This window comes from Streptomyces sp. NBC_00490 (assembly GCF_036013645.1).
GTDB lineage: Bacteria > Actinomycetota > Actinomycetes > Streptomycetales > Streptomycetaceae > Streptomyces > Streptomyces canus_F.
On sequence record NZ_CP107869.1, the window covers coordinates 6,797,190 to 6,820,481 of the forward strand.

The 23,292-nt window shown below is 68.5% G+C and carries 22 protein-coding genes; 9 read left to right on the forward strand and 13 right to left on the reverse strand.

Going from position 1 to position 23,292, the window contains the following annotated elements; translation table 11 throughout:
- The first annotated feature begins 13 nt into the window (after positions 1-13).
- Complete coding sequence (locus OG381_RS31190; RefSeq protein WP_327719368.1) at positions 14-1,261, forward strand: styrene monooxygenase/indole monooxygenase family protein; 1,248 nt, start codon at positions 14-16, stop codon at positions 1,259-1,261.
- Here the strand turns inward: OG381_RS31190 and OG381_RS31195 are convergent.
- From OG381_RS31195 to OG381_RS31210, 4 genes are all read right to left on the reverse strand, one after another.
- Positions 1,240-2,289 (reverse strand): C40 family peptidase, encoded by a 1,050-nt coding sequence (locus OG381_RS31195; RefSeq protein WP_327719369.1) that lies wholly within the window; start codon positions 2,287-2,289, stop codon positions 1,240-1,242. The genes OG381_RS31190 and OG381_RS31195 overlap by 22 nt on opposite strands.
- A 103-nt stretch (positions 2,290-2,392) precedes the next feature.
- On the reverse strand, positions 2,393-2,704 hold the full coding sequence (locus tag OG381_RS31200; RefSeq protein WP_327719370.1) for a hypothetical protein: 312 nt from the start codon (positions 2,702-2,704) through the stop codon (positions 2,393-2,395).
- Between the two features lie 10 nt (positions 2,705-2,714).
- Positions 2,715-3,362, reverse strand: coding sequence for a TetR/AcrR family transcriptional regulator (locus tag OG381_RS31205; RefSeq protein WP_327719371.1), 648 nt, complete (start codon positions 3,360-3,362; stop codon positions 2,715-2,717).
- A gap of 158 nt (positions 3,363-3,520) precedes the next feature.
- Positions 3,521-4,459 carry an AurF N-oxygenase family protein gene (locus OG381_RS31210; RefSeq protein ID WP_327719372.1) on the reverse strand — a complete coding sequence of 313 codons (939 nt, stop codon included), beginning with the start codon at positions 4,457-4,459 and terminating at the stop codon, positions 3,521-3,523.
- Between the two features lie 89 nt (positions 4,460-4,548).
- On the opposite strand from OG381_RS31210, the gene OG381_RS31215 reads away from it, so the two are divergent.
- Positions 4,549-5,655 carry a ferritin-like domain-containing protein gene (locus OG381_RS31215; RefSeq protein WP_327719373.1) on the forward strand — a complete coding sequence of 369 codons (1,107 nt, stop codon included), beginning with the start codon at positions 4,549-4,551 and terminating at the stop codon, positions 5,653-5,655.
- Positions 5,652-6,548, forward strand: a complete 897-nt coding sequence (locus OG381_RS31220; protein ID WP_327719374.1) for an ADP-ribosylglycohydrolase family protein — start codon at positions 5,652-5,654, stop codon at positions 6,546-6,548. The genes OG381_RS31215 and OG381_RS31220 overlap by 4 nt, the downstream gene beginning before the upstream one ends.
- On the opposite strand, the gene OG381_RS31225 is transcribed toward OG381_RS31220, so the two are convergent.
- The 7 genes from OG381_RS31225 to OG381_RS31255 all read right to left on the reverse strand — a co-directional run bounded on the left by OG381_RS31225 (position 6,545) and on the right by OG381_RS31255 (position 13,128).
- The gene (locus OG381_RS31225) at positions 6,545-7,051 is read right to left on the reverse strand and encodes a DUF3291 domain-containing protein (protein ID WP_327719375.1); all 507 of its coding nucleotides are present in this window, start codon (positions 7,049-7,051) and stop codon (positions 6,545-6,547) included. The genes OG381_RS31220 and OG381_RS31225 overlap by 4 nt on opposite strands.
- 72 nt (positions 7,052-7,123) lie before the next feature.
- Entirely contained in the window at positions 7,124-8,581 is a 1,458-nt protein-coding gene (locus tag OG381_RS31230; RefSeq protein ID WP_327722600.1) for a penicillin-binding transpeptidase domain-containing protein, read from the reverse strand.
- A 20-nt stretch (positions 8,582-8,601) separates the two neighbouring features.
- Complete coding sequence (locus tag OG381_RS31235) at positions 8,602-9,963, reverse strand: FtsW/RodA/SpoVE family cell cycle protein (RefSeq protein WP_327719376.1); 1,362 nt, start codon at positions 9,961-9,963, stop codon at positions 8,602-8,604.
- A 41-nt stretch (positions 9,964-10,004) separates the two neighbouring features.
- Positions 10,005-10,424, reverse strand: a complete 420-nt coding sequence (locus OG381_RS31240; RefSeq protein WP_327719377.1) for an SH3 domain-containing protein — start codon at positions 10,422-10,424, stop codon at positions 10,005-10,007.
- 174 nt (positions 10,425-10,598) lie between these two features.
- A complete protein-coding gene (locus tag OG381_RS31245; RefSeq protein WP_327719378.1) occupies positions 10,599-11,834 on the reverse strand; it encodes a HAMP domain-containing sensor histidine kinase in 1,236 nt (411 codons plus the stop codon).
- On the reverse strand, positions 11,831-12,520 hold the full coding sequence (locus OG381_RS31250; protein WP_327719379.1) for a hypothetical protein: 690 nt from the start codon (positions 12,518-12,520) through the stop codon (positions 11,831-11,833). Before OG381_RS31250 ends, OG381_RS31245 begins: the two co-directional genes overlap by 4 nt.
- A gap of 101 nt (positions 12,521-12,621) precedes the next feature.
- Complete coding sequence (locus OG381_RS31255) at positions 12,622-13,128, reverse strand: protein-tyrosine phosphatase family protein (protein ID WP_327719380.1); 507 nt, start codon at positions 13,126-13,128, stop codon at positions 12,622-12,624.
- Between the two features lie 100 nt (positions 13,129-13,228).
- Between OG381_RS31255 and OG381_RS31260 the strand changes: the two genes are divergently transcribed.
- Positions 13,229-14,032, forward strand: a complete 804-nt coding sequence (locus tag OG381_RS31260; RefSeq protein WP_327719381.1) for a nuclease-related domain-containing protein — start codon at positions 13,229-13,231, stop codon at positions 14,030-14,032.
- Between the two features lie 28 nt (positions 14,033-14,060).
- Here the strand turns inward: OG381_RS31260 and ligD are convergent, their stop codons facing one another.
- Positions 14,061-14,951, reverse strand: coding sequence for a non-homologous end-joining DNA ligase (gene ligD, locus OG381_RS31265; protein WP_327719382.1), 891 nt, complete (start codon positions 14,949-14,951; stop codon positions 14,061-14,063).
- A gap of 69 nt (positions 14,952-15,020) precedes the next feature.
- Here ligD and ku point away from each other — a divergent pair, with 69 nt between their 5' ends.
- Positions 15,021-16,064 (forward strand): non-homologous end joining protein Ku, encoded by a 1,044-nt coding sequence (ku, locus tag OG381_RS31270; protein WP_443061949.1) that lies wholly within the window; start codon positions 15,021-15,023, stop codon positions 16,062-16,064.
- Between the two features lie 51 nt (positions 16,065-16,115).
- On the opposite strand, the gene OG381_RS31275 is transcribed toward ku, so the two are convergent.
- On the reverse strand, positions 16,116-17,894 hold the full coding sequence (locus OG381_RS31275; protein WP_327719384.1) for a beta-ketoacyl-[acyl-carrier-protein] synthase family protein: 1,779 nt from the start codon (positions 17,892-17,894) through the stop codon (positions 16,116-16,118).
- A 466-nt stretch (positions 17,895-18,360) separates the two neighbouring features.
- Between OG381_RS31275 and OG381_RS31280 the strand changes: the two genes are divergently transcribed.
- From OG381_RS31280 to OG381_RS31295, 4 genes are all read left to right on the forward strand, one after another.
- Positions 18,361-18,744 carry a DUF6083 domain-containing protein gene (locus OG381_RS31280; RefSeq protein ID WP_327719385.1) on the forward strand — a complete coding sequence of 128 codons (384 nt, stop codon included), beginning with the start codon at positions 18,361-18,363 and terminating at the stop codon, positions 18,742-18,744.
- A 424-nt stretch (positions 18,745-19,168) separates the two neighbouring features.
- Positions 19,169-19,783: a hypothetical protein gene (locus tag OG381_RS31285; RefSeq protein ID WP_327719386.1), complete on the forward strand. Its 615-nt coding sequence runs from the start codon at positions 19,169-19,171 to the stop codon at positions 19,781-19,783.
- 461 nt (positions 19,784-20,244) lie between these two features.
- Positions 20,245-21,060 (forward strand): TIGR04255 family protein, encoded by an 816-nt coding sequence (locus tag OG381_RS31290; protein ID WP_327722601.1) that lies wholly within the window; start codon positions 20,245-20,247, stop codon positions 21,058-21,060.
- Complete coding sequence (locus OG381_RS31295; RefSeq protein WP_327719387.1) at positions 21,057-21,686, forward strand: hypothetical protein; 630 nt, start codon at positions 21,057-21,059, stop codon at positions 21,684-21,686. The genes OG381_RS31290 and OG381_RS31295 overlap by 4 nt, the downstream gene beginning before the upstream one ends.
- Positions 21,687-23,292: the final 1,606 nt, after the last annotated feature.

A 23,292-nucleotide genomic window follows, 5' to 3' on the forward strand; every position in this document is an offset into this window, starting at 1 on the left:
AGCCACCAGCCGTATGCGGAAGATACTCGTCGTAGGGGCCGGCCAGTCCGGTCTCCAGCTCGCCCTCGGACTCCAGTCGCACGGGTACGAGGTCACCCTGATGTCGAACCGGACGGCGGACGAGATCCGCTCCGGCCGGGTCATGTCGACGCAGTGCATGTTCCACACGGCACTGCAGCACGAGCGCGATCTCCAGCTGAACTTCTGGGAGTCCCAGGCCCCGAAGATCGAAGGACTCGGCGTCTCGGTCGCGGCCCCCGGCTCGTGGGCCGAGGGCCCCGCGGCCCGTGCGATCGACTGGGTGGGCAAGCTCGACGGGTACGCGCAGTCGGTCGACCAGCGCGTGAAGATGGCGGGCTGGATGGAGACGTTCGCCCAGCGCGGCGGCCAGCTCGTCATCCACGGCGCGGCGGTCTCCGACCTCGACTACTTCTCCCGTACGTACGACCTGGTGCTGGTGTCGGCGGGCAAGGGCGAACTGGTGTCGATGTTCGGCCGGGACGCCTCCCGTTCGCCGTACAGCGAGCCGCAGCGCGCGCTGGCCGTGTCGTACGTCCACGGCCTGGGCCCCCGGCCCGAGCACCCGGACCACGACGCGGTCCGCTGCAACCTGGTCCCCGGTGTCGGCGAGCTGTTCGTCATGCCGACCCTCACGACCTCCGGCCGCGCCGACATCCTGTTCTGGGAGGGCATACCCGGCGGCCCGCTCGACGTCTTCAACGGCGTCAAGGACCCCGCGGAACACCTCTCCCTGACCCTGGAACTCATGGAGCGGTTCACGCCGTGGGAGTACGCGCGGGCCACGAAGGTCGAACTGACCGACGCCGGTGGCACATTGGCGGGCCGGTACGCGCCCACCGTCCGTAACCCCGTCGGCCGGCTGCCCGGTGGCGGTCTCGTCCTCGGTGTCGCCGACGTCGTCGTCGCGAACGACCCGATCACGGGTCAGGGCTCCAACTCCGCCTCCAAGTGCGCCGCTTCGTACCTCGCCTCCATCCTCGAGCGCGGCGAGAAGGAGTTCGACGAGGAGTGGATGCGAGGGACGTTCGACCGCTACTGGGACACGGCCCAGCACGTCACCAAGTGGACCAATGCGATGCTGGCGCCGCCGCCGGAGCACATCCTGAACCTCATCGGCGCGGCAGGGCAGTTGCAGCCCGCCGCCGACCGGTTCGCCAACGCGTTCAACGACCCGGCCGACTTCGAGAACTTCTTCTACGAGCCCGAGAAGACGGCGGCCTACCTGGCCTCGCTGTCCTGATCAGGGCGTACGGCTCCGAGGATCGGGTTCGACGCGATCGGCGACACCTTGACCTTCTCGCCGGTCCTCGGAGCCTGCACGATCTTGCCCTTGCCCAGGTACATCCCCACGTGGGTGGCGTCGGGGAAGTAGACCACCAGGTCGCCGGGGCGCAGCTCCTTCAGAGGGATACGGGGGAGCAGCGCCCACTGCTCCTCGCTGGTCCGGGGGATGGGCGTCCCCGCATGGCCCCACGCCTGCGAGGTCAGACCTGAGCAGTCGTACTCCTTCGGCCCCTCCGCACCCCACTTGTACGGCTTCCCGAGCTGGTCCAGGGCATAGCGCACCGCCTTGTCGCCCTGGTCCGACGGCTTGGCGTCCTTGTCGCTCAGGGCGCCCGACGCGACGAGGTCGTCCTGTGCCTCGGTGATCTCGTCCTCCTCGAACCGGGCGAGCTCCCGCACCTGCTCCGCGCTCAAGGAGGAGAGCAGCTCCTCGACGTCGTGCAGCTTCTTCCGCACCTCGTCCCGGTCCTTCTTCTGGCGTGCGGCCAGCGTGAGTTGGCCGTCCAGCGCCTTGCGGGCCGCGCGCGCCAGACCGTCGGCCTTCTTCTCGCTTCCGGTCAGGCGGCCCACCGTCTCGGCGCGCTCCCGGGCCATCTGTCCGATGACATGGCCCTCGTCGAGGGCGCGCTGGGGGTCGCGGGCCAGGAGCAGCCGGACGTACGGGGAGATGTCGGTGCTGTTCTGGTACTGCTGGCGGGCCAGACGGCCGGCCGCGCCCCGGCTGTCGTGGAGGGAGAGCCGGGCCCGGGACAGCGCGGTGTCCAGACGGAGCACCTCCGCCTTCTGCTTCCTCAGCTTCTCCTCGGTCGCGTTGTACGTCTCCGTGGCCCGCTCCGCCTCCCGGTACAGGCGCTGAAGGTCCGTCAGCAGTTCGGCGACGGTGCGCTCCCCGGGTTCCGGTACGGCGTTCGCGGGCACGGGCGCCAGGGCTGCGGCGGCCGCGATCGCCGCCGTACACGCCAGGCGCAGAAGCCTTCCTGACACGTCATCACCTCCGGTGCGGAACAGCCACTCTGTCCCGCACCGCGAGCATGGGACGGGCCGCAAGGGCGCGCGCGTCGAGCGTGCGCGGTTCGGCCCAATCACGTCACCCGTCGGTGTCCTCCCGCTTGCCGCCCGGCGTGGCGTCGGGCTTGGCGGCGGGTTTCGACCATGGCCAGCGCAGCCGGGAGGGCGTGCCCTCGGGGTCGTACTCGTACTTCCACCCCTGCGGGAGGCCGAGCCGCTTGCTCTGGCCCCGGGGGACACGGCGGTAGACCAGCACGGTGGGCGGGCCGCCGGCGGCGTCCGGGACCGGGATGCGGTACTGCTTGGGCGGGTGGCCGGTGGGACCCAGGAGGACGGGCAGTACGCGGCCGTCCATCGGTCCGCCCTCGAAGGGGGTGTCTTCGCTTTTCACGGGACCAGTCTCAGATATGCGACGTGAGGGCCTGCGCCAGCGTCGCCGTCTGCGGGTCGCGGGCGGCGGTGACGGTGAGTACGGCGACGAACTGGTCGACCAGCCAGTCGCGGAGCTCGTCGAGGGGAGGCTGCTTGCCCTCGTCGAGCCAGATCAGTGACGCCGCCTCCACGGCGGTGATCCACATGCGTACCGTCATGCGGAGCCGGAGGCCCGGTTCGGTGACCCCGAGGTGGCTGAGGATGTGCTCGGCCGCGGCCCGGCGTACGCCGTCCACGATGGCCGTCGTGCGGGACGTCTCCACCACGCTGCCGCCCTGGAGCAGGGCGCTGAACCCGGCGTCGTGCTGGTCGACGAAGGCGAGGTAGCGGTCCAGGGCACGGGAGAGACGGATGAGGAGCGGGCCCTCGCGGGGCTCGTCGAAGCACTGCCGGAGTTCATCGGCGGCGGACCGGAGAGCGGCCTCGTACAGCTGCTGCTTGCCGCCGGGGAAGTACCGGTACACCAGGGGGCGGGAGACTCCGGCCGCCTCCGCCACGTCGTCGAGCGACACGTCCTCGGGTGCGCGGTGCGCGAAGAGGCCGAGGGCGGCTTCGAGGAGCTGGGTGCGGCGCTCCTCGACACTCAGACGGCGGTAGGCAGGGGCGGCTGGGGTCATGCCTCGAAGGGTAGTCGGCCGTCCGGGGGCCCGTTGTGGCTGGTCGCGCAGTTCCCCGCGCCCCTGGGTGGGTGCAGCCAAAGACATGCCTGGCTGTCCCGACCTCTTAGGGGCGCGGGGAACTGCGCGACCAGCCCCCACCGGCCCGCAGACAACCGTCAAGCCAGCAACCCCGAAGCCCTCCACAGCCGTCGCCCGACACCCCGCAACACCCCGATGTCGTCCAGGAAGTCCGTCAGCTTCTTCGCACCCGTCTGCATGACCTCCCGACGATGGCCGCTCGCCTTCACCTGCGCCATCGCCTCCCGGCTGTCCAGCCCCACATTCGTGTAGACCTCGGGGTTGACGAAGGCCACGGAGAAGACGCGCGCGAACTCACCGGAGGTGACCCGCGTGAACTCCTGCGACCACCGAGGCGCCGTCATCATCTGGCGGCGCAGTTCCTCACGGGCGTAGCGGACATGGCGGGCCTCCTCCACGACGTGGATGCGGGTCACGCCCCGGACCAGGGGCTGCACCCGCTCGTCGGGGAACGTCAGCCGCTGCATCCAGTCGAGGACCTCCTCGCCGAGCAGCGTCGCCGTGAAGGAACCGGGGGTGGTGGAGATGGTCTTGAAGAGGCGGCCCAGGTTCTGGTGGGCCCGGCTGACCGGGTACCAGGGGGTGCCGCCGCGGGAGATCAGGCGGGCGAACATCTTCGAGTGCCGGCACTCGTCCTCGATCTCGGTCAGCGCGTAGCGCACATGCGCACTCGTCGCCGCCTTGTCGTAGATGTGCCGGACGAGCAGCTGCATCAGGATGATCTCGAACCAGATGCCCAGCGAGGCCAGCGCCGCCGCCTCGTGCTGGGAGAGCAGGATGCGCTGCTCCTCGCTCATCCGTTTCCACATCGGGGTGTCGTAGAGGGAGACCAGTTCCGGCGGCCAGAACCACTTGCCCTCCTCGAAGGGCGCGTCCCAGTCCAGTTCCTTGTCCGGGTCGAAGGAGTGCTTCGCGGAGGAGTCGAGGAGCCGCTGGGCCACCTGCTCCCGGTCCTTGAGCAGGCCGAGCGCATCGCGCAACCCCGCGAGCGCGTCGGCGTCCGTCAACGTCGTCATGCCCTTATGAGACTGCTTGTCAGCAAGCTCGTCAATCCCTCGCGCGCGACTTGTTGACCCCGCGTCTACCGCGTGTGAGCCTGCGGGACATGCCGACTTTCGACCTGTACGCCACAGATCCGGGAGATCCCCACTGGCAGGTGCCGGCTACCGGCGCGGCGCGTTTCAGCTGGGAGTACGACGATGGACGGGACCGTCTGCTCGCCCTCTACCAGAAAGGCAAGGACAAGCAGTGGGACGGGCAGAAGCGCATCGACTGGGAGCTGGAGGTCGATCCGGACGACCCGCTCGGAACGCCCGACGAGTCCATGTCCCTGTACGGCACCAAGCACTGGGCGAAGCTGACGGAGAAGGACAAGGGGGAGCTGCGGCGGCACTACGCCTCCTGGCAGTTCAGCCAGTTCCTGCACGGTGAGCAGGGCGCGATGGTGTGCGCCGCGCGGATCGTCGAGTCCGTGCCCGATCTCGACGCCAAGCTCTACTCGGCGACCCAGGTGATGGACGAGGCCCGGCACGCGGAGATCTACGGCCGGTTCCTGCACGAGAAGATCGGGACGCTCTACCCGGTCAACGACAACCTCCAGTCCCTGCTGGGCGACACCCTGCGGGACAGCCGGTGGGACATGCCCTATCTGGGGATGCAGGTCCTCATCGAGGGGCTCGCCCTCGCCGCCTTCGGGATGATCCGCGACACGACCGACAAGCCGCTGCCGAAACAGATCCTCGCCTACGTCATGCAGGACGAGGCCCGGCACGTGGCCTTCGGACGGATGGCGCTGCGGGACTACTACAAGCAGCTCAGCGACGCCGAACTGCGGGAGCGGGAGGAGTTCGTCATCGAGGGCTGCTACCTGATGCGGGACCGGCTGCGGGGCGTCGAGGTCCTGGAGAACTTCGGGATCCCGACCGCCGAGGCCGAGGAGTACAGCGAGAACTCCGAATTCCTCGCCCTGTTCCGGCAGTTGCTGTTCTCGCGCATCGTGCCGTGCGTCAAGGACATCGGGCTGTGGGGCAAGCGGCTCCAGCAGGCCTACGTCGACATGGGGGTCTTCGAGATGGGGGACTCCAACCTCGATCTGCTGATGGCCCAGGACGAGGAGATCGCCGAGAAACTGGATGCGGAACGGTTCGCGGCGGAGGAGCATGAACGCGTCGCCGAGGTGCGGCAGTCGATCGAACTGGGGGCCAGTGAGTGACCATCGTCCCGGACCGTGTCGCCGCGCGGCGCAGCCTGGAGGGCCTCGCCCTCGGCGACGCGTTCGGCGAGCGGTGGTTCCCGCTCTTCCGCGAGCCCCGGCAGGCGTACAACGAGGTCCGGGACCGTCGGGTGCCGCAGGAGCCCGAGTGGCACTGGACCGACGACACGGCCATGGCGCTCGGGATCTTCCGGGTGCTCGACGAGTTCGGCGAGGTACGCCGGACCGAGCTGGCCCAGGCCTTCGCGCTTGGCTACGACGCCGACCCCGCCCGCGGATACGGCCATGGCATGCACCAGTTGCTGCCCCGCCTCCTCCACGAGCCCGGCCGCTGGCCCGAGTTCGCCCGGGAGCTCTTCGGCGGCGAGGGCAGCCTCGGCAACGGCTCGGCGATGCGGGTGGCGCCGTTGGGTGCGTGGTTCCATACCGATCTGTCCCGGGTGGTCGAGCAGGCCACCCTGTCGGCCGAGGTCACGCACGCCCATCCGGAAGGGGTCGCGGGGGCGGTCGCCGTGGCGGTGGCGGCGGCGCTGTCGGTCGGGCACGAGCTGACGCTGGACGCGGTGGCGGCGCTGACACCCCGGAGCGCGGTGCAGGAGGGTCTCGTCCGGGCCGCGGAAGTCCCCTTCTCCACCGAACCGTGGAAGGCCTCCGACCTCCTCGGCAACGGACAGCGGATCCGCGCCGACGACACCGTCCCCTTCGCCCTCTGGACCGCCGCCCGCCACCCCGACGACCTCGTCTCCGCCCTCTGGTCCACCGCCGAGGGCTTCGGCGACGTCGACACCACCTGCGCCATCACGGGCGGTGTCGTCGCCGCCCGCACAGGCGTGGAGGACGTGCCGGAGGGGTGGCTGCGACGGCGGGAGGCGGTACCCGGCGGAGCCGGCTAGACCCCGCAGCCCAGATCCTCCGGCACCGCGAACGACACCGGCTCCGCACCCTGGGCCGGGAACGACGTCCGCAGGGTGAAGGCGTACGGTGTCGGGCCGTTCGCCCGCAGGTGCAGAAGGCGGGACTCGGCCTCCGCGACCGTCGGGCGACGGCCGGCCGGGACCCACCACAGGGCCGTCATCGCCTCCGCGACCTTCTCGAACCACTCGCGGCGCCGGGCCAGCATCTCGCGGTGCTGCCCCTGGTACATGAAGGCCGTCAGGGCGTCGGTGTCCCGCCACACCGTCAGGTTGATGATCAGCCAGTCGTCGCCGAAGACCTTGATGTCGGTCGCGTCGCCCCCCTCGGACTGCAGACGCCAGACGTAGCCGTCGGCTGCCTCCGCGGAGGCGTTGACCGGGTCGAGCGCGTCGACGAAGTCCTTCAACTCCGGTGAATCCAGCGGGAACTTGAGGCGGGAGATATTGACCTGGGCGAGTTCGTGAGCGACGGCTGAAGTCATGTACCGAACGGTAGGTCGGTCCTCCGTCGGAAGTACAGACCCCGTCTCACCACGTGAACAGACCCCGCTGCCCTACGAGTTGAGCACCGCCTCCATCACCGCCCGGGCGATCGGCGCCGCGTCCCCGCCCCCGCTGATCTCGCCCCGGTCCGCCTCCGCGTCCTCCACCACCACGGCGACCGCGACCTTCGGTTCCATGTCCCGCTCGCCCTGCGCCCAGGAGATGAACCAGGCGTACGGCGTCCCGGAGTTGCCGATCCCGTGCTGCGCGGTGCCGGTCTTGCCCCCGACTGTCGCGCCGGGGATCGCGGCGTTGGTGCCGGTGCCCTCTCGCACCACGTCCTCCATCAGCTCCTTCAGACGTACCGCGGTCGACGGGTACATCGCCTGCCGTACCGGCCGGGAGCCGGACGTCGCCACGGTGGCGCCGCCCGAGCGGGTCGTACGTTCCACCAGATACGGCGGCCGCACCTGACCCCCATTGGCGACAGCCGCCGACACCATCGCCATCTGCAGCGGTGTGGCCCGCGTGTTGTACTGCCCGATCGACGACAGCGCGAGCTGCGCCTTGTCGACGGAGACGTCGAAGGTGCTCTCGGCGACGGAGAACGGGATGCCGAGCCCCTGGTCGTTGAAGCCGAACCCCGCCGCCGTGGCCGCCATGTCCGCCACCCCGACCCGCACCCCCAGCTTGGCGAACACCGTGTTGCACGACCACACGAAGGCCGCGTGCACCGAGGCGTCCTCGCAGCCCGTCGCCTCGTTCACCAGCGAGGTCGAGGTGCCCGGCAGACGGTAGGGGTCCGGCGAGCGGGTCGGCTTCTCCACGTCCGTCACCACCCCCGCGTCCAGCGCGGCCGCCGCGGTCACCACCTTGAAGGTCGAACCCGGCGGATAGGTCTGCCGGATCGCCCGGTTGAGCATCGGCTTGTCCGGGTCCTCGTTCAGCCCCGCCCAGGACCGCTCCACGGCCGCGCCGTTCCCGGACAGCACTCCGGGGTCGTACGACGGGCTCGACACCAGCGCCAGAATCCGCCCGCTCGACGGCTCGACGGCCGCCACCGCGCCCTTCCGTCCGGCGAGCCCCGCGTAAGCGGCCTCCTGGGCGGCCCCGTTGATCGTGGTGACCACGTGCCCGCCGGGGCTCTGGGCGCGGGTGAAGTCGTTCCACAGCGGGAACCCCGAGAGCATCGGGTCGGTCCCGGACAGGATGCCGTCCTCGGTGTGCTCCAGGAACGTCGTGCCGTAGATCTGCGAGGCGAACCCGGTGACCGGCGCGTACAACGGGCCCTTCGGATACGTCCGTTCGAAGCGCAGCCGCCCGTCCGTGTCCTGGGAACCGGTGACCGGCTCTCCGTCGACCAGGATGTCGCCGCGCGGCTGGCCGTAACGGGCGATGGTGGAGCGGCGGTTGGCGGGGTTGTCGTCGTAGGACCGGGCCTCGAAGACCTGGACGCGGGTGGCGTTGACGAGCAGCGCCGCGAGCAGCAGGGCGCAGAAGCAGGCCGCGTGCCGGATGTAGCGGGTCATGTGCCGGGTCCTGTCCCGGGTCATGCGGCTTCCTCCCCGTCGTACTGGCTGCGGGCCGAGTCGCTCACCCGGATCAGCAGCGCCACGATCGCCCAGTTGGTGACGACCGACGAGCCGCCCTGCGCCAGGAACGGCATCGCCATCCCGGTCAGCGGGATCAGCCCGGTCACCCCGCCGGCGATGACGAACACCTGCAACGCCACGATCGAGGCGAGCCCGACGGCGAGCAGCCGCCCGAAGGGATCGCGCAACGCCAGCCCGGCCCGGATCCCGCGCTCCACCAGCAGGGCGTAGAGCAGGAAGATCGCCGACAGTCCGGCAAGCCCCAACTCCTCGCCCGCCGTGGCCAGGATGAAGTCCGACTTCGCCGCGAACCCGATGAGGATCGAGTGGCCGAGCCCCAGCCCGGTGCCGAGCATGCCGCCGGCGGCGAAGGCGAACAGGGACTGCGCGAGCTGGTTCGGACCCTGGCCGGCCTCGATCGAGGCGAACGGATGCAGCCAGTCCTCGACCCTGCTGTGCACATGCGGCTCCAGCCAGCCGACGGCGACCGCGCCGAAGGAGGCCAGCAGCAGGCCCACGGCGATCCAGCCGGTGCGCCCGGTGGCGACGTAGAGCAGGACCACGAACAGTCCGAAGAACAGCAGCGAGGTCCCCAGGTCCCGCTCCAGCACCAGCACGCACACGCTCAGCAGCCAGATCGCCACGATCGGCCCGAGCACCCGCCCGGTCGGCAGCTGGAGCCGCCACACCCGGCGCCCCGTGTACGCGAGCGCGTTGCGGTTGGCGGCGAGGTAGGCCGCGAAGAAGACCGCGAGCAGCACCTTCGCGAACTCGCCCGGCTGGATGGAGAATCCGGCGATCCGGATCCAGATCCGGGCCCCGTTCACGGAGGGGAAGAAGATCGGCAGGGTGAGCAGCACGAGGGCGGCCGCCACGCAGACGTACGCGTACCGCTGGAGCACGCGATAGTCGCGGAGCAGCAGCACGGTCACGATGAACAGGGCGACGCCGACCGTGGACCACACGAGTTGGGTGGGGGCCGCCCGGTCGCCGGGCGTCTCCAGGTCGAGCCGGTAGATGAGGACCAGGCCGAGCCCGTTGAGCAGGACGCCGATCGGCAGAAGCAGCGGATCGGCGTACGGCGCCCGGTAACGCACCACGAGATGCGCGACCAGCGCCAGCACACCGAGCCCGGCGCCGTAGCCGGCGGCGCCGGGCGGGACGGCGCCGTAGGTGGCGAGGCCGACAGCGCAGTAGCCGTACACGGAGAGCAGTACGGCGACGACGATGAGGGCGAGTTCGATGCCACGGCGCCGGGGGAGACGTACAGCGGGAGCGGGGGGATCCGCTTGAGCCACGGTGGTTCCGGCCTTGGTCATGTCCGGAACTTACCCAAATGGTGCAGGTTGTCTTCCTAGCCTCAGCACCAGCGTGGCGCGGCCCCGATGTTGTCGATGTACCGGGCGGCGCCCCAGGCCCAGGTGCCGTCCGTGAGGAGGTACCAGAGGTGGTTGCCGTCGACGTTCTGACCGCCGGTCTTGCAGAAGATGGAGACGATCTCGCCCCGGTAGGCGTAGCGGATCACCTGGGACCCGGTCGTCGGCTTGCTGCGCAGCCGCAGCGTACTGGCCGTCACGACGCCCTTGTAGAGACGCTGGTTGCTCTGGTGGTGCTGACCCCAGTCACCACGGGAGCCGCTCTGGGAGTCACTCTGGGAGTTGCTCTGGGACTCGCCTTGAGAGCCACCCCAGTCATCGTTCGCGACGGCGGGGCTGACGGCGGCCGCGGCGACAAGGGCGCCGGCGACGACGGTTATGGAGAGGCGGGAACGCAGGGACATGGGGGAGACCTCCACGTATGGGGCGAAGCTGACTATTCGCCACATTAGGAGGAGCGTCCGAGGGGCGCCTTTCAGGCTGGGCCATAGGAGAACCCCCAGGAGCGCGGGGCTGTATCCGATATGCGGCTCCGCCGCGTGGGCGCGACCAGCCACACACAACCGCCAGACCGCCAACTACCGCAGCACCAACGTCGCAACCGCCCCACCACCACCCGCATTCGCAAACGAAAGCCGCGCCCCCAACACCTCCGCCTGCCCGAGCGCGATCGTCAACCCCAGCCCATGCCCCTTGGAACCCCCCTCCGTCCGAAACCGCTGCGGCCCGTGCTCGACCAGATACTCCGGAAACCCGTCCCCGTGATCACGAACGACCACGACCGGCCCGTCAACCGTCAGAGACACCGGCCCCCGCCCATGCCGATGCGCATTGGCCACCAGATTCCCCAGCACCCGCTCCAGCCGCCGCCGATCCGTCTCCACGGAAACATCCCGTACGACGACGACCTCGGTGTCCGTCCCGGACGCCCGCACCACCCGCTCGGCCAGCGCCCCCAACGGCTCGGTGTCCAGCTCCACCCGCTCCCGCCCGGTGTCCAGCCGCGAGATCTCCAGCAGATCCTCCGTCAGCGTCCGCAGCGCCCCCACCCGGTCCCGTACCAACTCCGTCGGCCGCCCCGGAGGCAGCAGCTCCGCCGCCGCGTGCAACCCGGTCAACGGCGTCCGCAGCTCATGCGCCACGTCCGCCGTGAACCGCTGCTCGCTCAGCAGCTTCCCCTGCAACGAGGCCGCCATGGAGTCCAGTGCCGCGGCGACCGCGGCGACCTCGTCCTGGGGGCGCGAGGGATCCTTCGTGCGGGGATCGTCGACCCGTGCGTCCAGGTCGCCCGCGCTGATCCGCCGGGCCACCCGCGCCGTGGCGTGCAGCCGCCGGGTCACCCGGGTCACCGCGAAGGCCCCCACCAGCAGCGTCGCCCCGATCGCCAGGGCCGAGGACCACAGGATCGACCGGTCGAGGGCGGCGATGGTGCGGGCCTGCTGGCGGTAGTCGACGCGGACCGCGAGGGCCCGGTTCCCGTCGGCGGGGCCGGCCGCCCACATCGTGGGATCGCCGTCCCGGGTGGCGACCATCGTGCCGCGGTCGCCCGCCACGGCCAGGTCCCGCAGGGAGCCCGGCAGTCCCGGCGGATCGACGCCCGCGAAGGGTCCGGGGGTGTCCCCGGCCTCGTACGCCGAGGTCGCGTCCTCGAGCCGCTGGAGCGCGAGGTCGCGGGCCTGGCCGACGGTCTGGTTGGTCACCGAGACATGCACGAGGACGCCGAGCAACGCGGCGAGCGCACAGCACATCACCGTGATGAACACGGCGGCCTTCACGGCGAGGGTGCCGGCCCACCGTGGGAGCGCGACCCTCACCGCGTGCTCACCGACGGGGACGGGCTCTTGCCGATGTGCAGCATCTCGTCGTGGGTCAGCAGCATGACGTGCTGCTCCGGATCCCAGGTCCACTGGAAGCGGTACTCGTAGTCCGCGAGGTCGGACGGCGCGTGGATGATCACCGAGCGCCCGGCCAGCTCGACCCCGCTCACGGCGTCGTCGTTGGCCATGACCTGGAGCAGCCGGCCGCCCTCGAAGGTGTAGACGCGCACCGCCGTCTGGTGGCCCGGAAGCAGCCGGAACCCCAGCGTCAGATCGTCGTGCCCGTCGCCGGTGAGGTCGCGGTAGTACGCCTTGAGCAGCGGGCACCGGTGGTCGGCCGGCTTCCTCCCGCAGTACGCCATGCGGCGGGCCGTCTCGCGGTACGGCGCCTTCGCACCGGAGTAGTCGTCGGGATGCTGGGCGATCTCCGCCTTCACGACGGCCACCGGATCCACCTCGCGGACGTCGTCGCCCGGCGCGGTGATGCCCTTCATGGCCTCGGACTCGCCGTCGTCGTAGTTCCAGGCGGGACTGGCGGCAGGGGTCAGATTCGGCCACAGCCGGGCCGGGCTGGTCGCGGTCGAGGTGGGGCCCGCGCCGTGCAGTCCGCCCGCGTCACCGCAGCCCGCGGCGGTGGCCAGCACCAGGGCTGCGGTGACAAGGGAACGGACGGGGCGTGGCACTGTGCTCCTGGCGGGACGGGCAGGCGGTGGGGTGATGACCGGCCCGTACACCTTATTCGTACGGAAGTCCTTTTTGCGCACCTGAGGGGCGGGGCGTGGGCCTACTCTGCCAGCTCCTCCAGCAGCCGCGCGGTCGGCAGCCCCGCCCGCAGATAGTCGACGAACAGGTCGTTGTGCAGCGCCCACGGCGAGCGGCGGGCCCGGACCGTCCGGATCGCCTCCTCCGCGGAGCGCCCGCTCCGGATCAGCGCGTGCGCGATGACCAGTCCCGAGCGGTTGTAGCCGTGATAACAGCGGACGAGGACCTTGCGGCCCTCGTCCAGTGCGTCGCTCGCGGCCTGCGCGAGGCGTATCACGCCCGCGAGCTGGGTTCCGTCCAGTGGCCCGTCGGGAATCGGCCAGACATGGTGTTCCACTCCCGGGTCGGGCCCGTGCCCCGGCAGCCTCAGCAAGGTCTGGACGAGATCGAACTCGTCCCGTACGACGGCGAATTCCAGTTGCCCCGAGTGCCCCCTGAACTCGTGCCCGCCCATCCACAGGCCGGGCACTATCTCGTTCCAGGGACTGTCCGGGGCCGGTACGTCGGGCTGCTTCCTGCGGGTACGCAACAACGCCTCCCCAACTCCCCCACCCAACTACTCCCAAAGGTAACCGCCTTCTTGCCCCTGGAGCACCCCGCCTGTTCCCATGGTCAAGGGGTGATGGTGCATGAGCGGACTGCGCGTCATACCGACCTGGCGCCACGGCCAGGAGCGGCTCTACGTGTGCCTGACGGACGGGCGCAACGTCGCCTGGTACGACCGTGAGGCGGCCCGGGTGAACCTGTTGAGCGAGGACCGCAGGGACGACGTACTCGAAGTCCTCGGGCCCTTCCTGACCGGCCCGGTGGCGGTGGGTCCGCCCCCGGTGCCGACACCGGCGGAGCTCGCCCGCCTTACCCTCCACCCGGACGACGACCTGGCGCCCAACCGCCCCGGCGAGGCCCTCCAGATCGCCCTCGACCGCGACCCGGGACCACCGCACCGGCTGCGCGCGGACCCGCGCCGCAGGGCACTGCTGGCCGAGCAGGCGGTGGGGGAGGCGCTGGACCGGCTGGACGGGGCGGGCTGGCACGTCCTGCACTCGGTCCCGTTCCCCGGCGGCGACCGCGTCCACCATCTGGCGATCGGTCCCGGCGGCCTCTTCGCGATCCATTCGGTGTACGCCCGCAAGCAACGGGTGACGGTCGCCGACCCCATGGTCACCCTGGGCCGCCGCGACGCCCACCCGCTGCTGCGCCGCGTCCGCGCCGACGCCGACCGCGCCTCGTACGCCCTGACCGCCGAGGTCCACCCCGTCCTCGCCCTCGTCGGCCCGGCGGACGTCCGGATCACCGCCCCGCCGAGGGAGGTCCGGATCATCGCGGACACGGAGGTGGAGAGCCTGGCCCGGCTCGGCGGGATGCTCAAGCCGGCGGACGTGGAGGCCCTGCACGCGATGGCACGCGACCGGCACACCTGGACGCGGGTGTGACCACGTCACCGGCCTGAGTCGATGACGGTCACCGGAGCGAGGGCAGCCGAGCGACGTCAGCGCTGTCGAAGAGCGGGGCGAGCAGGTCGCCGTGGTCCTGGAGGCGGGGTGCGATGTCCGTCGCGAGGAAGGCGAGTTGCCCGGGTGACCGGCACTCCTCGACCTCGTCCCAGGTGACGGGGGCGGAGACGGTGGGCTCCTGTCGGGCCCGCAGGGTGTAGGGCGTGGCGGTCGTCTTCCGGGCCGCGTTCTGGCTCCAGTCGACGAAGACCTTTCCGGGCCGCAGGCTCTTGGTCATCCGGTGCACGGCCAGGCGCGGGAGGGCGCGCTCGGCGGCGACGGCCAGTTCCTTGGCGTACTCGGTCACCCGATCGGACGGCGTGGGGTGCACGGCCGCCAGCAGATGCAGCCCCTTGGACCCGGACGTCTTGGCGTACGCCTCGATCCCGTCCTCGGCGAGCCGCTCCCGCAGCCAGAGCGCGACCTCGCAGCAGTCGACGACGGTGGCCGGGGGACCGGGGTCGAGATCGAAGACAATCCGGTCGGCGCGGTCGGGCCGCTGGATCGCCCACTGGTGCGTATGGAACTCCGTGACGAGGTTCGCGGCCCACATCAGGCTCGCCAGATCCTGGACCAGCACCATCCGCGCCGGCCCCTCCGACCTGGGCACCTCGGCCGTGGTGACCCAGTCGGGCGTACCCGGCGGCACGTTCTTGGCGAAGAACACCTGACCGTCGGGGCCGTCCGGATACCGCAGGAAGGACACCGGCCGGTCCCGCAGATGGGGGAGCAGGGCGTCGGCGGCGGTCGCGTAGTAGTGCAGCACCTCGCCCTTGGTGAACCCGGTCGCGGGATACAGCACCTTGTCCAGATTGCTGAGTGCGAGCCGGTGCCCGTCCACCTCGGTGATCGGCGTCATACGATGAGAATCCCACGGAATGGGTGGATAACACCCTAAAGGCCTTTATGTTCCGGAAAGGTGCTGATCGTGCGATCCATATGGAACGGCGCCATCTCGTTCGGCCTGGTCAGCATCCCCATCAAGCTGGTCAACGCCACCGAGAGCCACTCGATCTCCTTCCGTCAGATCCATCTGGAGGACGGCGGCCGCATCCGCTACCGCAAGGTCTGCGAGCTGGAGGAGAAGGAGGTCGGCTCGGCCGAGATCGGCAAGGGCTACGAGGACGCCGACGGCACGATCATCCCGATCACCGACGACGATCTCGCCCACCTCCCCCTCCCGACGGCCAAGACGATCGAGATCGTCGCCTTCGTACCGGCCGACCGGATCGACCCGCTCCAGATGGACGCGGCGTACTACCTCGCGGCGGGCGGCGCCCCGGCGGCGAAGCCGTACACACTGCTGCGGGAGGCGCTGAAGCGCAGCAACAAGGTCGCCATCGCCAAGTTCGCGCTACGGGGCCGGGAGCGCCTGGGCATGCTGCGGGTGGTGGAGGACGCGATCGCCATGCACGGGCTGCTGTGGCCGGACGAGGTCCGGGCCCCGCAGGGAGTCGCGCCCGACACCAGGGTCACGGTGAACGACAAGGAGCTGGACCTCGCGGACGCGCTGATGGACACCCTGGGCGAGATCGACCTGGACGACCTCCACGACGAGTACCGCGAGGCGCTGGAGGAGGTCGTCGCCGCCAAGGCGGCCGGCGAGACCGTGCCCGAGGCTGCGGAACCCGCGAAGGGCGGCAAGGTCCTCGACCTCATGGCCGCCCTGGAGAAGAGCGTCCGCGACGCGAAGGAGTCCCGGGGCGAGGAGCCCGCGGAGGTCCACCGCCTGCCCCAGCGCAAGTCGGCACGCGCCACGCCGAAGCAGGCGGGGGGCAAGAAGTCGACGGCGGCGACCGCGGCGGCCTCGGCGAAGAAGTCGACGGCGACGAAGAAGACGGCGTCAAGATCCACGGCGTCGAAGTCCACCGCATCGAAGTCCACGGCGTCGAGATCCACGGCATCGAAGTCCACGGCGTCGGCGAAGAAGACGACGGCGAAGAAGACGACACCCCGCAAGCGCTCGGCCTGAGTCGAGCCCCGCTGTCCCTTCCCGCACCCCGGCCCGGCGGTGCCTGCCGAACTATGCGAGCCCGAGCCGCCGCAGGGCCAGTACCGCGTTGTGCCCCCCGAACCCGAACGAGTTGCTGAGCGCCAGGTCGCCGTCGGCCGGCAACTCCCGCGGCTCCCCGAGCACCACATCCAGCCCGACCGCGTCGTCGACCTCCCGGCACCCCACGGTCGGCGGCACCACCCCGTGATGCAACGTCAGCACGGCGGCGATCGCCTCGACCCCGCCCGCGGCCCCCTGCAGATGCCCGAGGTGCCCCTTCAACGCGGTCACCGGCACCGACCGCCGCCCCAGCACGGCCCGCAGAGCGCCCGCCTCGGCAAGGTCCCCCTCCACGGTCGCCGTCGCGTGCGCGTTCACATGGACGACGTCCACCACATACCCACCCGCGTCCCGCACCGCCCGCCGCACGGCCAGCGCGACCCCGCTCCCGGACGGATCGGGCGCGGCCATGTGATGCGCGTCGGCGGAGAGCCCCCATCCGGCGGCCTCGCAGTAGATCCGCGCACCCCGGGCCCGGGCGTGCTCCTCGGCCTCGAGTACGAGCACCCCCGCGCCCTCCCCGTTCACGAACCCGTCCCGGTCCTTGGCGAACGGCCGCGAGGGTGACCCGTCGGCCAACCCCGCCTGGGACAGGGCCCGCATGGAGGCGAACGAGGCCATGATCGCCGGCGTGACGACAGCTTCGGCGCCACCCGCGAGAGCGAGGTCGACCCGGCCGTACCGTATGCGGTCGATGGCCTGCCCGATCGCCTCGGTCCCGGAGGCGCAGGCGCTGGTGACGGTCCGTGCCTCGCCGGTGATGTGCAGGTCGAGGGAGACCTGGGAGGCGGCCTGTGAGGGCACGGTCATGGGTGTGGTGAGGGGTGAGACCCCACGCGGCCCCTTGTCCCGCAGCTTCCGGTCCCCGCCCACGAGCACGGACGCGTCCCCGAGAATCGCCCCGAGGCTCACCCCCACCCGAGCCGGGTCGAGCCCGCTCTCGACCGTCCCGCCCTCCACGAACCCGGCATCTCCCCAGGCCTCCCGCGCGGCCAGCACGGCGAACTGGGCGGCACGGTTCATCCGCCGGGCGGCGGCGCGGGGCAGCAGCGTGAGGGGATCGACGGGCACGGTCCCGGCCACCCGCACCGGCAGCTCACGGAACTCCTCGTCGTCCAACTCCCGTATCCCGTGCCGCCCGTCGAGCAGCCCACGCCACAGCTCGTCGACCCCGACACCGAGCGGAGTGACGGCCCCGAGCCCGGTGACGACGACCCGCCGGGGTCCGGAGGCGGCGGCCTCACGCACAGGCCGAGGGTGATGCCGTACGACGAACCCCTCCCGGTCCGCGTCGGCGGCCCACCGCCGCACGTCACGGTCGGAGGCGGGCGCGTCTGCGCAGTGGTCGAGATCCCGGTGCCAGACCCCCCACCGCCGTACGAAGGTCACCTCGACGGCACCCGGATCGACGGCCCGCAGGGACCCCACGCGGTCCCCGTCCCGGAACTCGACGTCGTCGAGAGGGGGCGTGGAGAGCCGGGGCACCCCGGCGACATCCATCCGTCGGCACGCGACGGTCACCGGCCGCTCCCGCCCGAGCACCTCGTCCCGGTCCACCCCGCCCAACGGCGGCCGCAACGTCAGCCGGATCGTCTCCGGCGACTCGGGCAGCGTGTGCGTGACGACGTACCACCGAGGCGCCTCGACATCCTCCGGCGCCAGGGCGACGAGATCCCCTGGGATGACCTCGGCGGCGCTAACGGGGTGGGGATTTATCGGTACTTGCGGATTCTCGGACGATTTGGACATATCCGTACATGCTTCCTGTGGTCCGAACTGCCTTGCGGCAGGCCGTCCCGAGTGAACTGGACGAAAGCCGGAAAGGCCATAGTTGAAAGGGAAACATGCCCGCTTTCTTGCCCTCCGCAAACAAGGCCCGAAACGGACACACCGTCAACTCACCTCGGCCGGAGCAGAGTTGCCGACCGCAGCTACGGATGATCTGTGTGGAAGGTCACGGTCGCACACGAACCGATCATCACCCGGCACCGGCGAAACGAGCGAGAGACGCGACCGCGAACGCCGACCCGAGCCGCAGCGTCCGTCGCCGCCGCGCAACGTCGTCGGATCGTGAGATCTCGGCCGCGCACTGTCGGTCGTCAGTTGCGGGGCGCACCTTCCGCGTTGTGCGCAGTTTCAACAATGGGTGCCCGCACCAGGCGTTGCGTCCGATTCCCCTCTTCGCACGGGGGCCCGGGCTGCCGACCCTCGCGGTATGGCGGCTTTGGACGAGGGACCACGCAGGCTGGAACGCGGGCGGTCACGCTGCCCCTACTGCGGCTTGCCGGCCGAACGCGTGGCGACACTGGAGTACGACTGGGTGCTGCTCGAGCCGGACATGGAGCCGTTGGCCCACACCGTGCCGGCGGAACACCGATGGATCGAACTGTCCGACGGGCGGGTGACGGTCTACGGCGTCTGTCCGCCGGACCCCTTCCAACGGTGCCGCATCGAACACCGACTGGCCTGCTCGGCCCAACCTCTCCCCGACCTCTGGCCATGGCTGACAAGCCTGCGAAACGAAAACACACGCCGAGCGGACCGCCAGCAGCCTTCAGACCCACCCCCACCCCCGGAGACACTGCCGGACGCCGGGTGAGAACTCCTCGACCACGCCTCGACCCATGGAGCCCCAGGGCGCCTACGCATACGCGAAGACCCCGCACTCAGCATTGCTGCTGTTTACGGGGTCTCTGGGCACCTCATACAGGGTGCCCCCGGCAGGATTCGAACCTGCGCACACGGCTCCGGAGGGCCCTTCAGTGCACGGGTAACGTGCTGGTCAGAGGCTCTATTGCGTCAAGTTGCCGGGAATCTGTCCACAAATAGTCCAGCGTCCGGAGTCTTCCGTCCGAGCTCTCACCAGGGTCGATGCACCGCCGACGGAAGCGTGCGTGATCTGATGTTGCTGGCTCAACCTCGCTGAGCGCCCGTTCTGCGCCCTTGCGGCAAGCCTCATTGCAGGTCACCGTCAGTTCTCGTAGTTGCCTCTGACAGTGCCACGAGTGCGAGGGGGAACAGGGATGGCGGAGCGCAGCACAAGCGAGTCATGGTCGCAGGGCGTCTTTGGTGAACTGGCTGCACCGTTGTCGAAACTGATCCCAGAGTGCATTGTCAGGGCCCACGAACGGGCGCGGGACGGCCACCGGGGAGTGGGAACACAGACTCTGGAAGCGTACGGTCACGGTCTTCACGCTTCCCAATACGAGGAGCTGGCGGCCGGGCTCGCTGACCTTTCAGGCGCTACTGCGGTACGTCTGCAAGCGCGCACAGTGATGGTTGTTGCTGGCCAGGTGCTGTACCCCATCCGCTACGCCAAGCGAGATGTACCGGTCACGGTGACCCGTCTTCGCCGTGCGGTCGGCCTTCGAGCCGATTTGATCCGCCGCCACGGTCCGGAGCCTCTGCAGGGGGAGTTGGATCTAGGGCTTGAGGAGCTGCAAGAACAGGAGTTCCACAAAGACTTGAGCCAGCTAGACCCCGATGCCGGGCTGGTTCTCCTGGCTTACGCATGCGCCATGGGTACGGGGGTCATGCGCCTTGAATGGGGAGATGCAGAGCTGCGCCGCGGTGACCGACACCTACTGTGGCATCACCATGAGCCGCTCGACCTGCCCGATGCACGCCGATCTGCCTAGCAGCGTCACCGCTGAGCGTTTAGGGCTCCGACCTGCCGCGCTGTCCAGGCCGGAATTGTCGGCATCCAACTCGACCGCGGCATCCCAGAGCGGCGCGCTTCACTGATCCGTGAAACTCGGCGCGCAACTGGTCGAGTGAAGGCGGACCTAGGAACGAATCTGGCATGAAGGGCGGGCCAATGTGCGTGATGTGATCTAACGTCTGCCATGCCACTTATCTAAATGTGCTTTGCGGCGAATTCGTTAGACAGCTGTGCTGGTGTGAGTGATGTTTGCTCTGCGAGGCGATGGGCCAGACCCAATCGATCATGTGTTCGAGTGGTGAGCTTCAATCGCAAGGTGTCGCTACGGAGGGTTAAAATTCACCCAGGGGATGTAACTCAACGTGCTTCTGTCGGGGCGGCCTGAAGTCGACGCGAGCGATGACGGCGGCGGCGATGTGAAGTAGTGTGTGAAGTATGATGACGCGCCAGCTCCGAACACCCTTTGGCGATGAGCCATGCGAGGATGTGCCCCTGAGTGAGGCTCCGTTGGCGCGCGTCCTCGCGCAGCTGCGTTTTGAGCCGCTGGCTGCCTTGGAGTCTTCCAATACTGCCACCCTTTTCGGTGCCGAGATTGGCAGCAAGTATCCATATATTGAGAAGGCTTCGCAGTTCAACATGCTGATCAGCCCTGGTCAGGTGTCCCCTCAGGTGGGCCAAAATCCGGTGTGGCGTTTCCGTTCACCGGACAAAAAGACAGTGGTTTCCCTGGCGAATGGGTCAATCTCGCTAGAGACAACCGCGTATCCCGGGCGTACGAGTTTCTGCGCTGATCTGTCTGATCTTGCTGCGGCACTCAAGAAGGTCGCGTTCGTTCCTGCCTATGATCGCATCGGATATCGCTACACAAATAGGGTTACCGGCGATGAGGTGCTGGAGGGTCTTCCTGGCCTGATTCGCTCGGAGATTCTGGGTGTCTCTGGTTCTACTTTTGGGGGCAGTGCGAAGTTGCAGCACTGTTTGGCGCAAGCAAGTTTTCTCGTGGATGAAAATCACGGGCTCCTGGCGCAGTGGGGTGAGATGCCCCCTGGGGGAACGTTTGATCCCACTTTGTCGGCCGTGCAAGAGCACTCATGGATTCTTGATCTAGATTCCTACTTTCAAAGTGCTGCGGTTAGCTCGGAACCGGAGGACGTGAAGCTTTACGCAGAACGTTTGTCCACGTCTGCGTACCGCTTCTTTCGCTGGGTCGTGACTGATGAGTTCCTGGCTCGCTATGGGGGAGATGTGCGATGACAGGTTTGATGAGTGAATATCAGGGCAATGCCATTGCGCAAGTACTCACCGACTCGGCAGCTTCTCCGGCGAGAGTCATGCAATTTGATATTCTAAAGAACCCCGGCCCGCGCGTCTGGATTGCAGGTTTCGCATGCGCAGCGACGATTGCTACATCGACTTTTGTCGGCTCTTCAGTAGCTGAAGCGCTGTCGCTTTCTGAACAGACTACGTCTCCTGCTTTCGCCAGCCCGGAAGAGGAGTCGATTACTGCCGAGCAGAGAACCAGCGAAGTCGAAGTGGTTCCTCTGAGTGCAGAAGAACTGGTTAAGTTGATCCACGATGAGAGCGGCTTGACGTGGGAACAGCTCAGCCGTGTATTGGGGGTGAGTCGGCGCTCCGTGCATCTTTGGGCATCGGGCGGACGTGTAAACGCTCGACACGGTGAGATGCTGGTCCGCCTCGCCGAGATCATCAAGGCGGCTCCTGTCGTTGACCCCTCGCGTGTCCGAGCGTGGTTGTTTGCCTCACGCCCCGGTGAGGGGAGTCCCTTGGAGATCTTCCAAGAGCAGTACAGGAAGCGCGGTGCGCCTGTACAAGGTGTTGGATATACTCCGGCGCAGCTGCTCAGTAACGAAGCTGAGTGACTCACGGGGCGAGGGAGCAAGTGAGTGCGTCTTCTTTCAAAGTCAGCCTTGCTGGGCCGCTTGAGGGGGATGCGCAGACGGCGAGTGGCCGTTGCTGACTGGACTGAACGCATCAAGGAATACCGACAAGGCGACGTGATCAACGTCGAGAGCATCTCCCTAATGACAGGGCGGGGGGATGTGGAATGGGTTCCTACTCCGCTTGGTGCGGCTGTAATTACCCAGACTTGTGATCTCGTTCTGCCGGATAGGCCGACGGCGCACCTAGTACCCGTCGTCGAGCTTAGCGCTAATGAAGCCAAGGCCAACCGAACCGGTAGGCGCCCCCATCTTGTCCCTCTCCCGGAATTGGGCGACACTTTCTTCGCGGACTTGACTTATATCGGGACGGTAGGCAAGTCGGTAGTGGTTAGTTCGACACGTCGCCCTGGTGTCACAGATATTGACGACGTGCGTAAGTTTGGCCAACGAGTCGGCCGGCGGTTTAGTAGATTTGCTTTTCCTGACGAAGTTGTACCGTGGATTCGTCCGCTCCAATCCATTGTGGAGAGCAGGGCAGGTAAGGGGACGAGCCCGTTGGGGTGGGCTTTGGAAAGAGTGGCCTCGCTTCGACTTGAGTGCGATGGGGAGTGGAAAGAGGGCCCGTACTCTCTGACGCTTTGTGTGGTCACGGAGCCAGGTGTGCTTCCGCCTTTCCCTCCAGATGAGATCCCTGGTTGCCCTAAGTCCTTGCATCAGTGGCTTTATGGGTCTTCCGGTGATTCTCTTCTCCGTAAGTCGAGTGAGATAGCCCAGCGGCTTTATGGCGGAGGAAAGGCCTCCCTTGACGCTGTGGAACGTTACTGGCTTTGGAGTGCTCTAGCTGATTCCTGGGCTGCTATGTGCATTGCGCCGCCCCAGGCCGAGGTGGATGTTCTTTCGGCAGTTGAGGGCGGATACATTAATTCGGATATTATTTCAAGTGAAGATTTCCCTTTCGAGAGGTATAGGCATTCTGAGGAAATTGACCTTGATCACCTCTCATCCCCATTGCCAATCTAAGGGATTCCTTAGGAGCAGATTGGTAACAAGGTCGGTGGAGTGACTTTGGCCGGGAGCTGCTTTGGCGCGAGTGATCATGGCCCCGTAAGCTCATGGCGAGTCGGGCAGTCTGTGGACCTGCCCGTTAAAGCACGACGTTGGGGCCATGATCTTCGAGGCTCGCGCCAAAGTGGCTGGCTAAAGTCGTGGAGCCGACCGCCCCAGCCACGGGGCAACGGCCCCGGTAGCGAGGTAGCCCGCGGGGAACCGCCGCCGCGATCCGGCCTTCTCGGTAACACAAAGCGTCGTTGACCTGGTGTGCGGCAATCCCCTGTACCTGATGACCCCGGTGCTTGGTTCTTGGCCGCTGCTGGTGGCGACGGGCGGGCGACGGTGCGCGGCCGGTGGCGGAGACATAGAGGCGGCGCGGCGGCGACCGACCGGCGCCGCCGCGCGTGCGCGGCCCTCGGTCCCCTGGGATCGATCCCGACTTCGTTGGGCGGCTCGGGTCTTATGGTCTTGATGGGGTGTCTCGTGCTCGTGCGCCTTGTGGGTCCTGCGGGTGCTGATGGGTCTTCCATCCCTA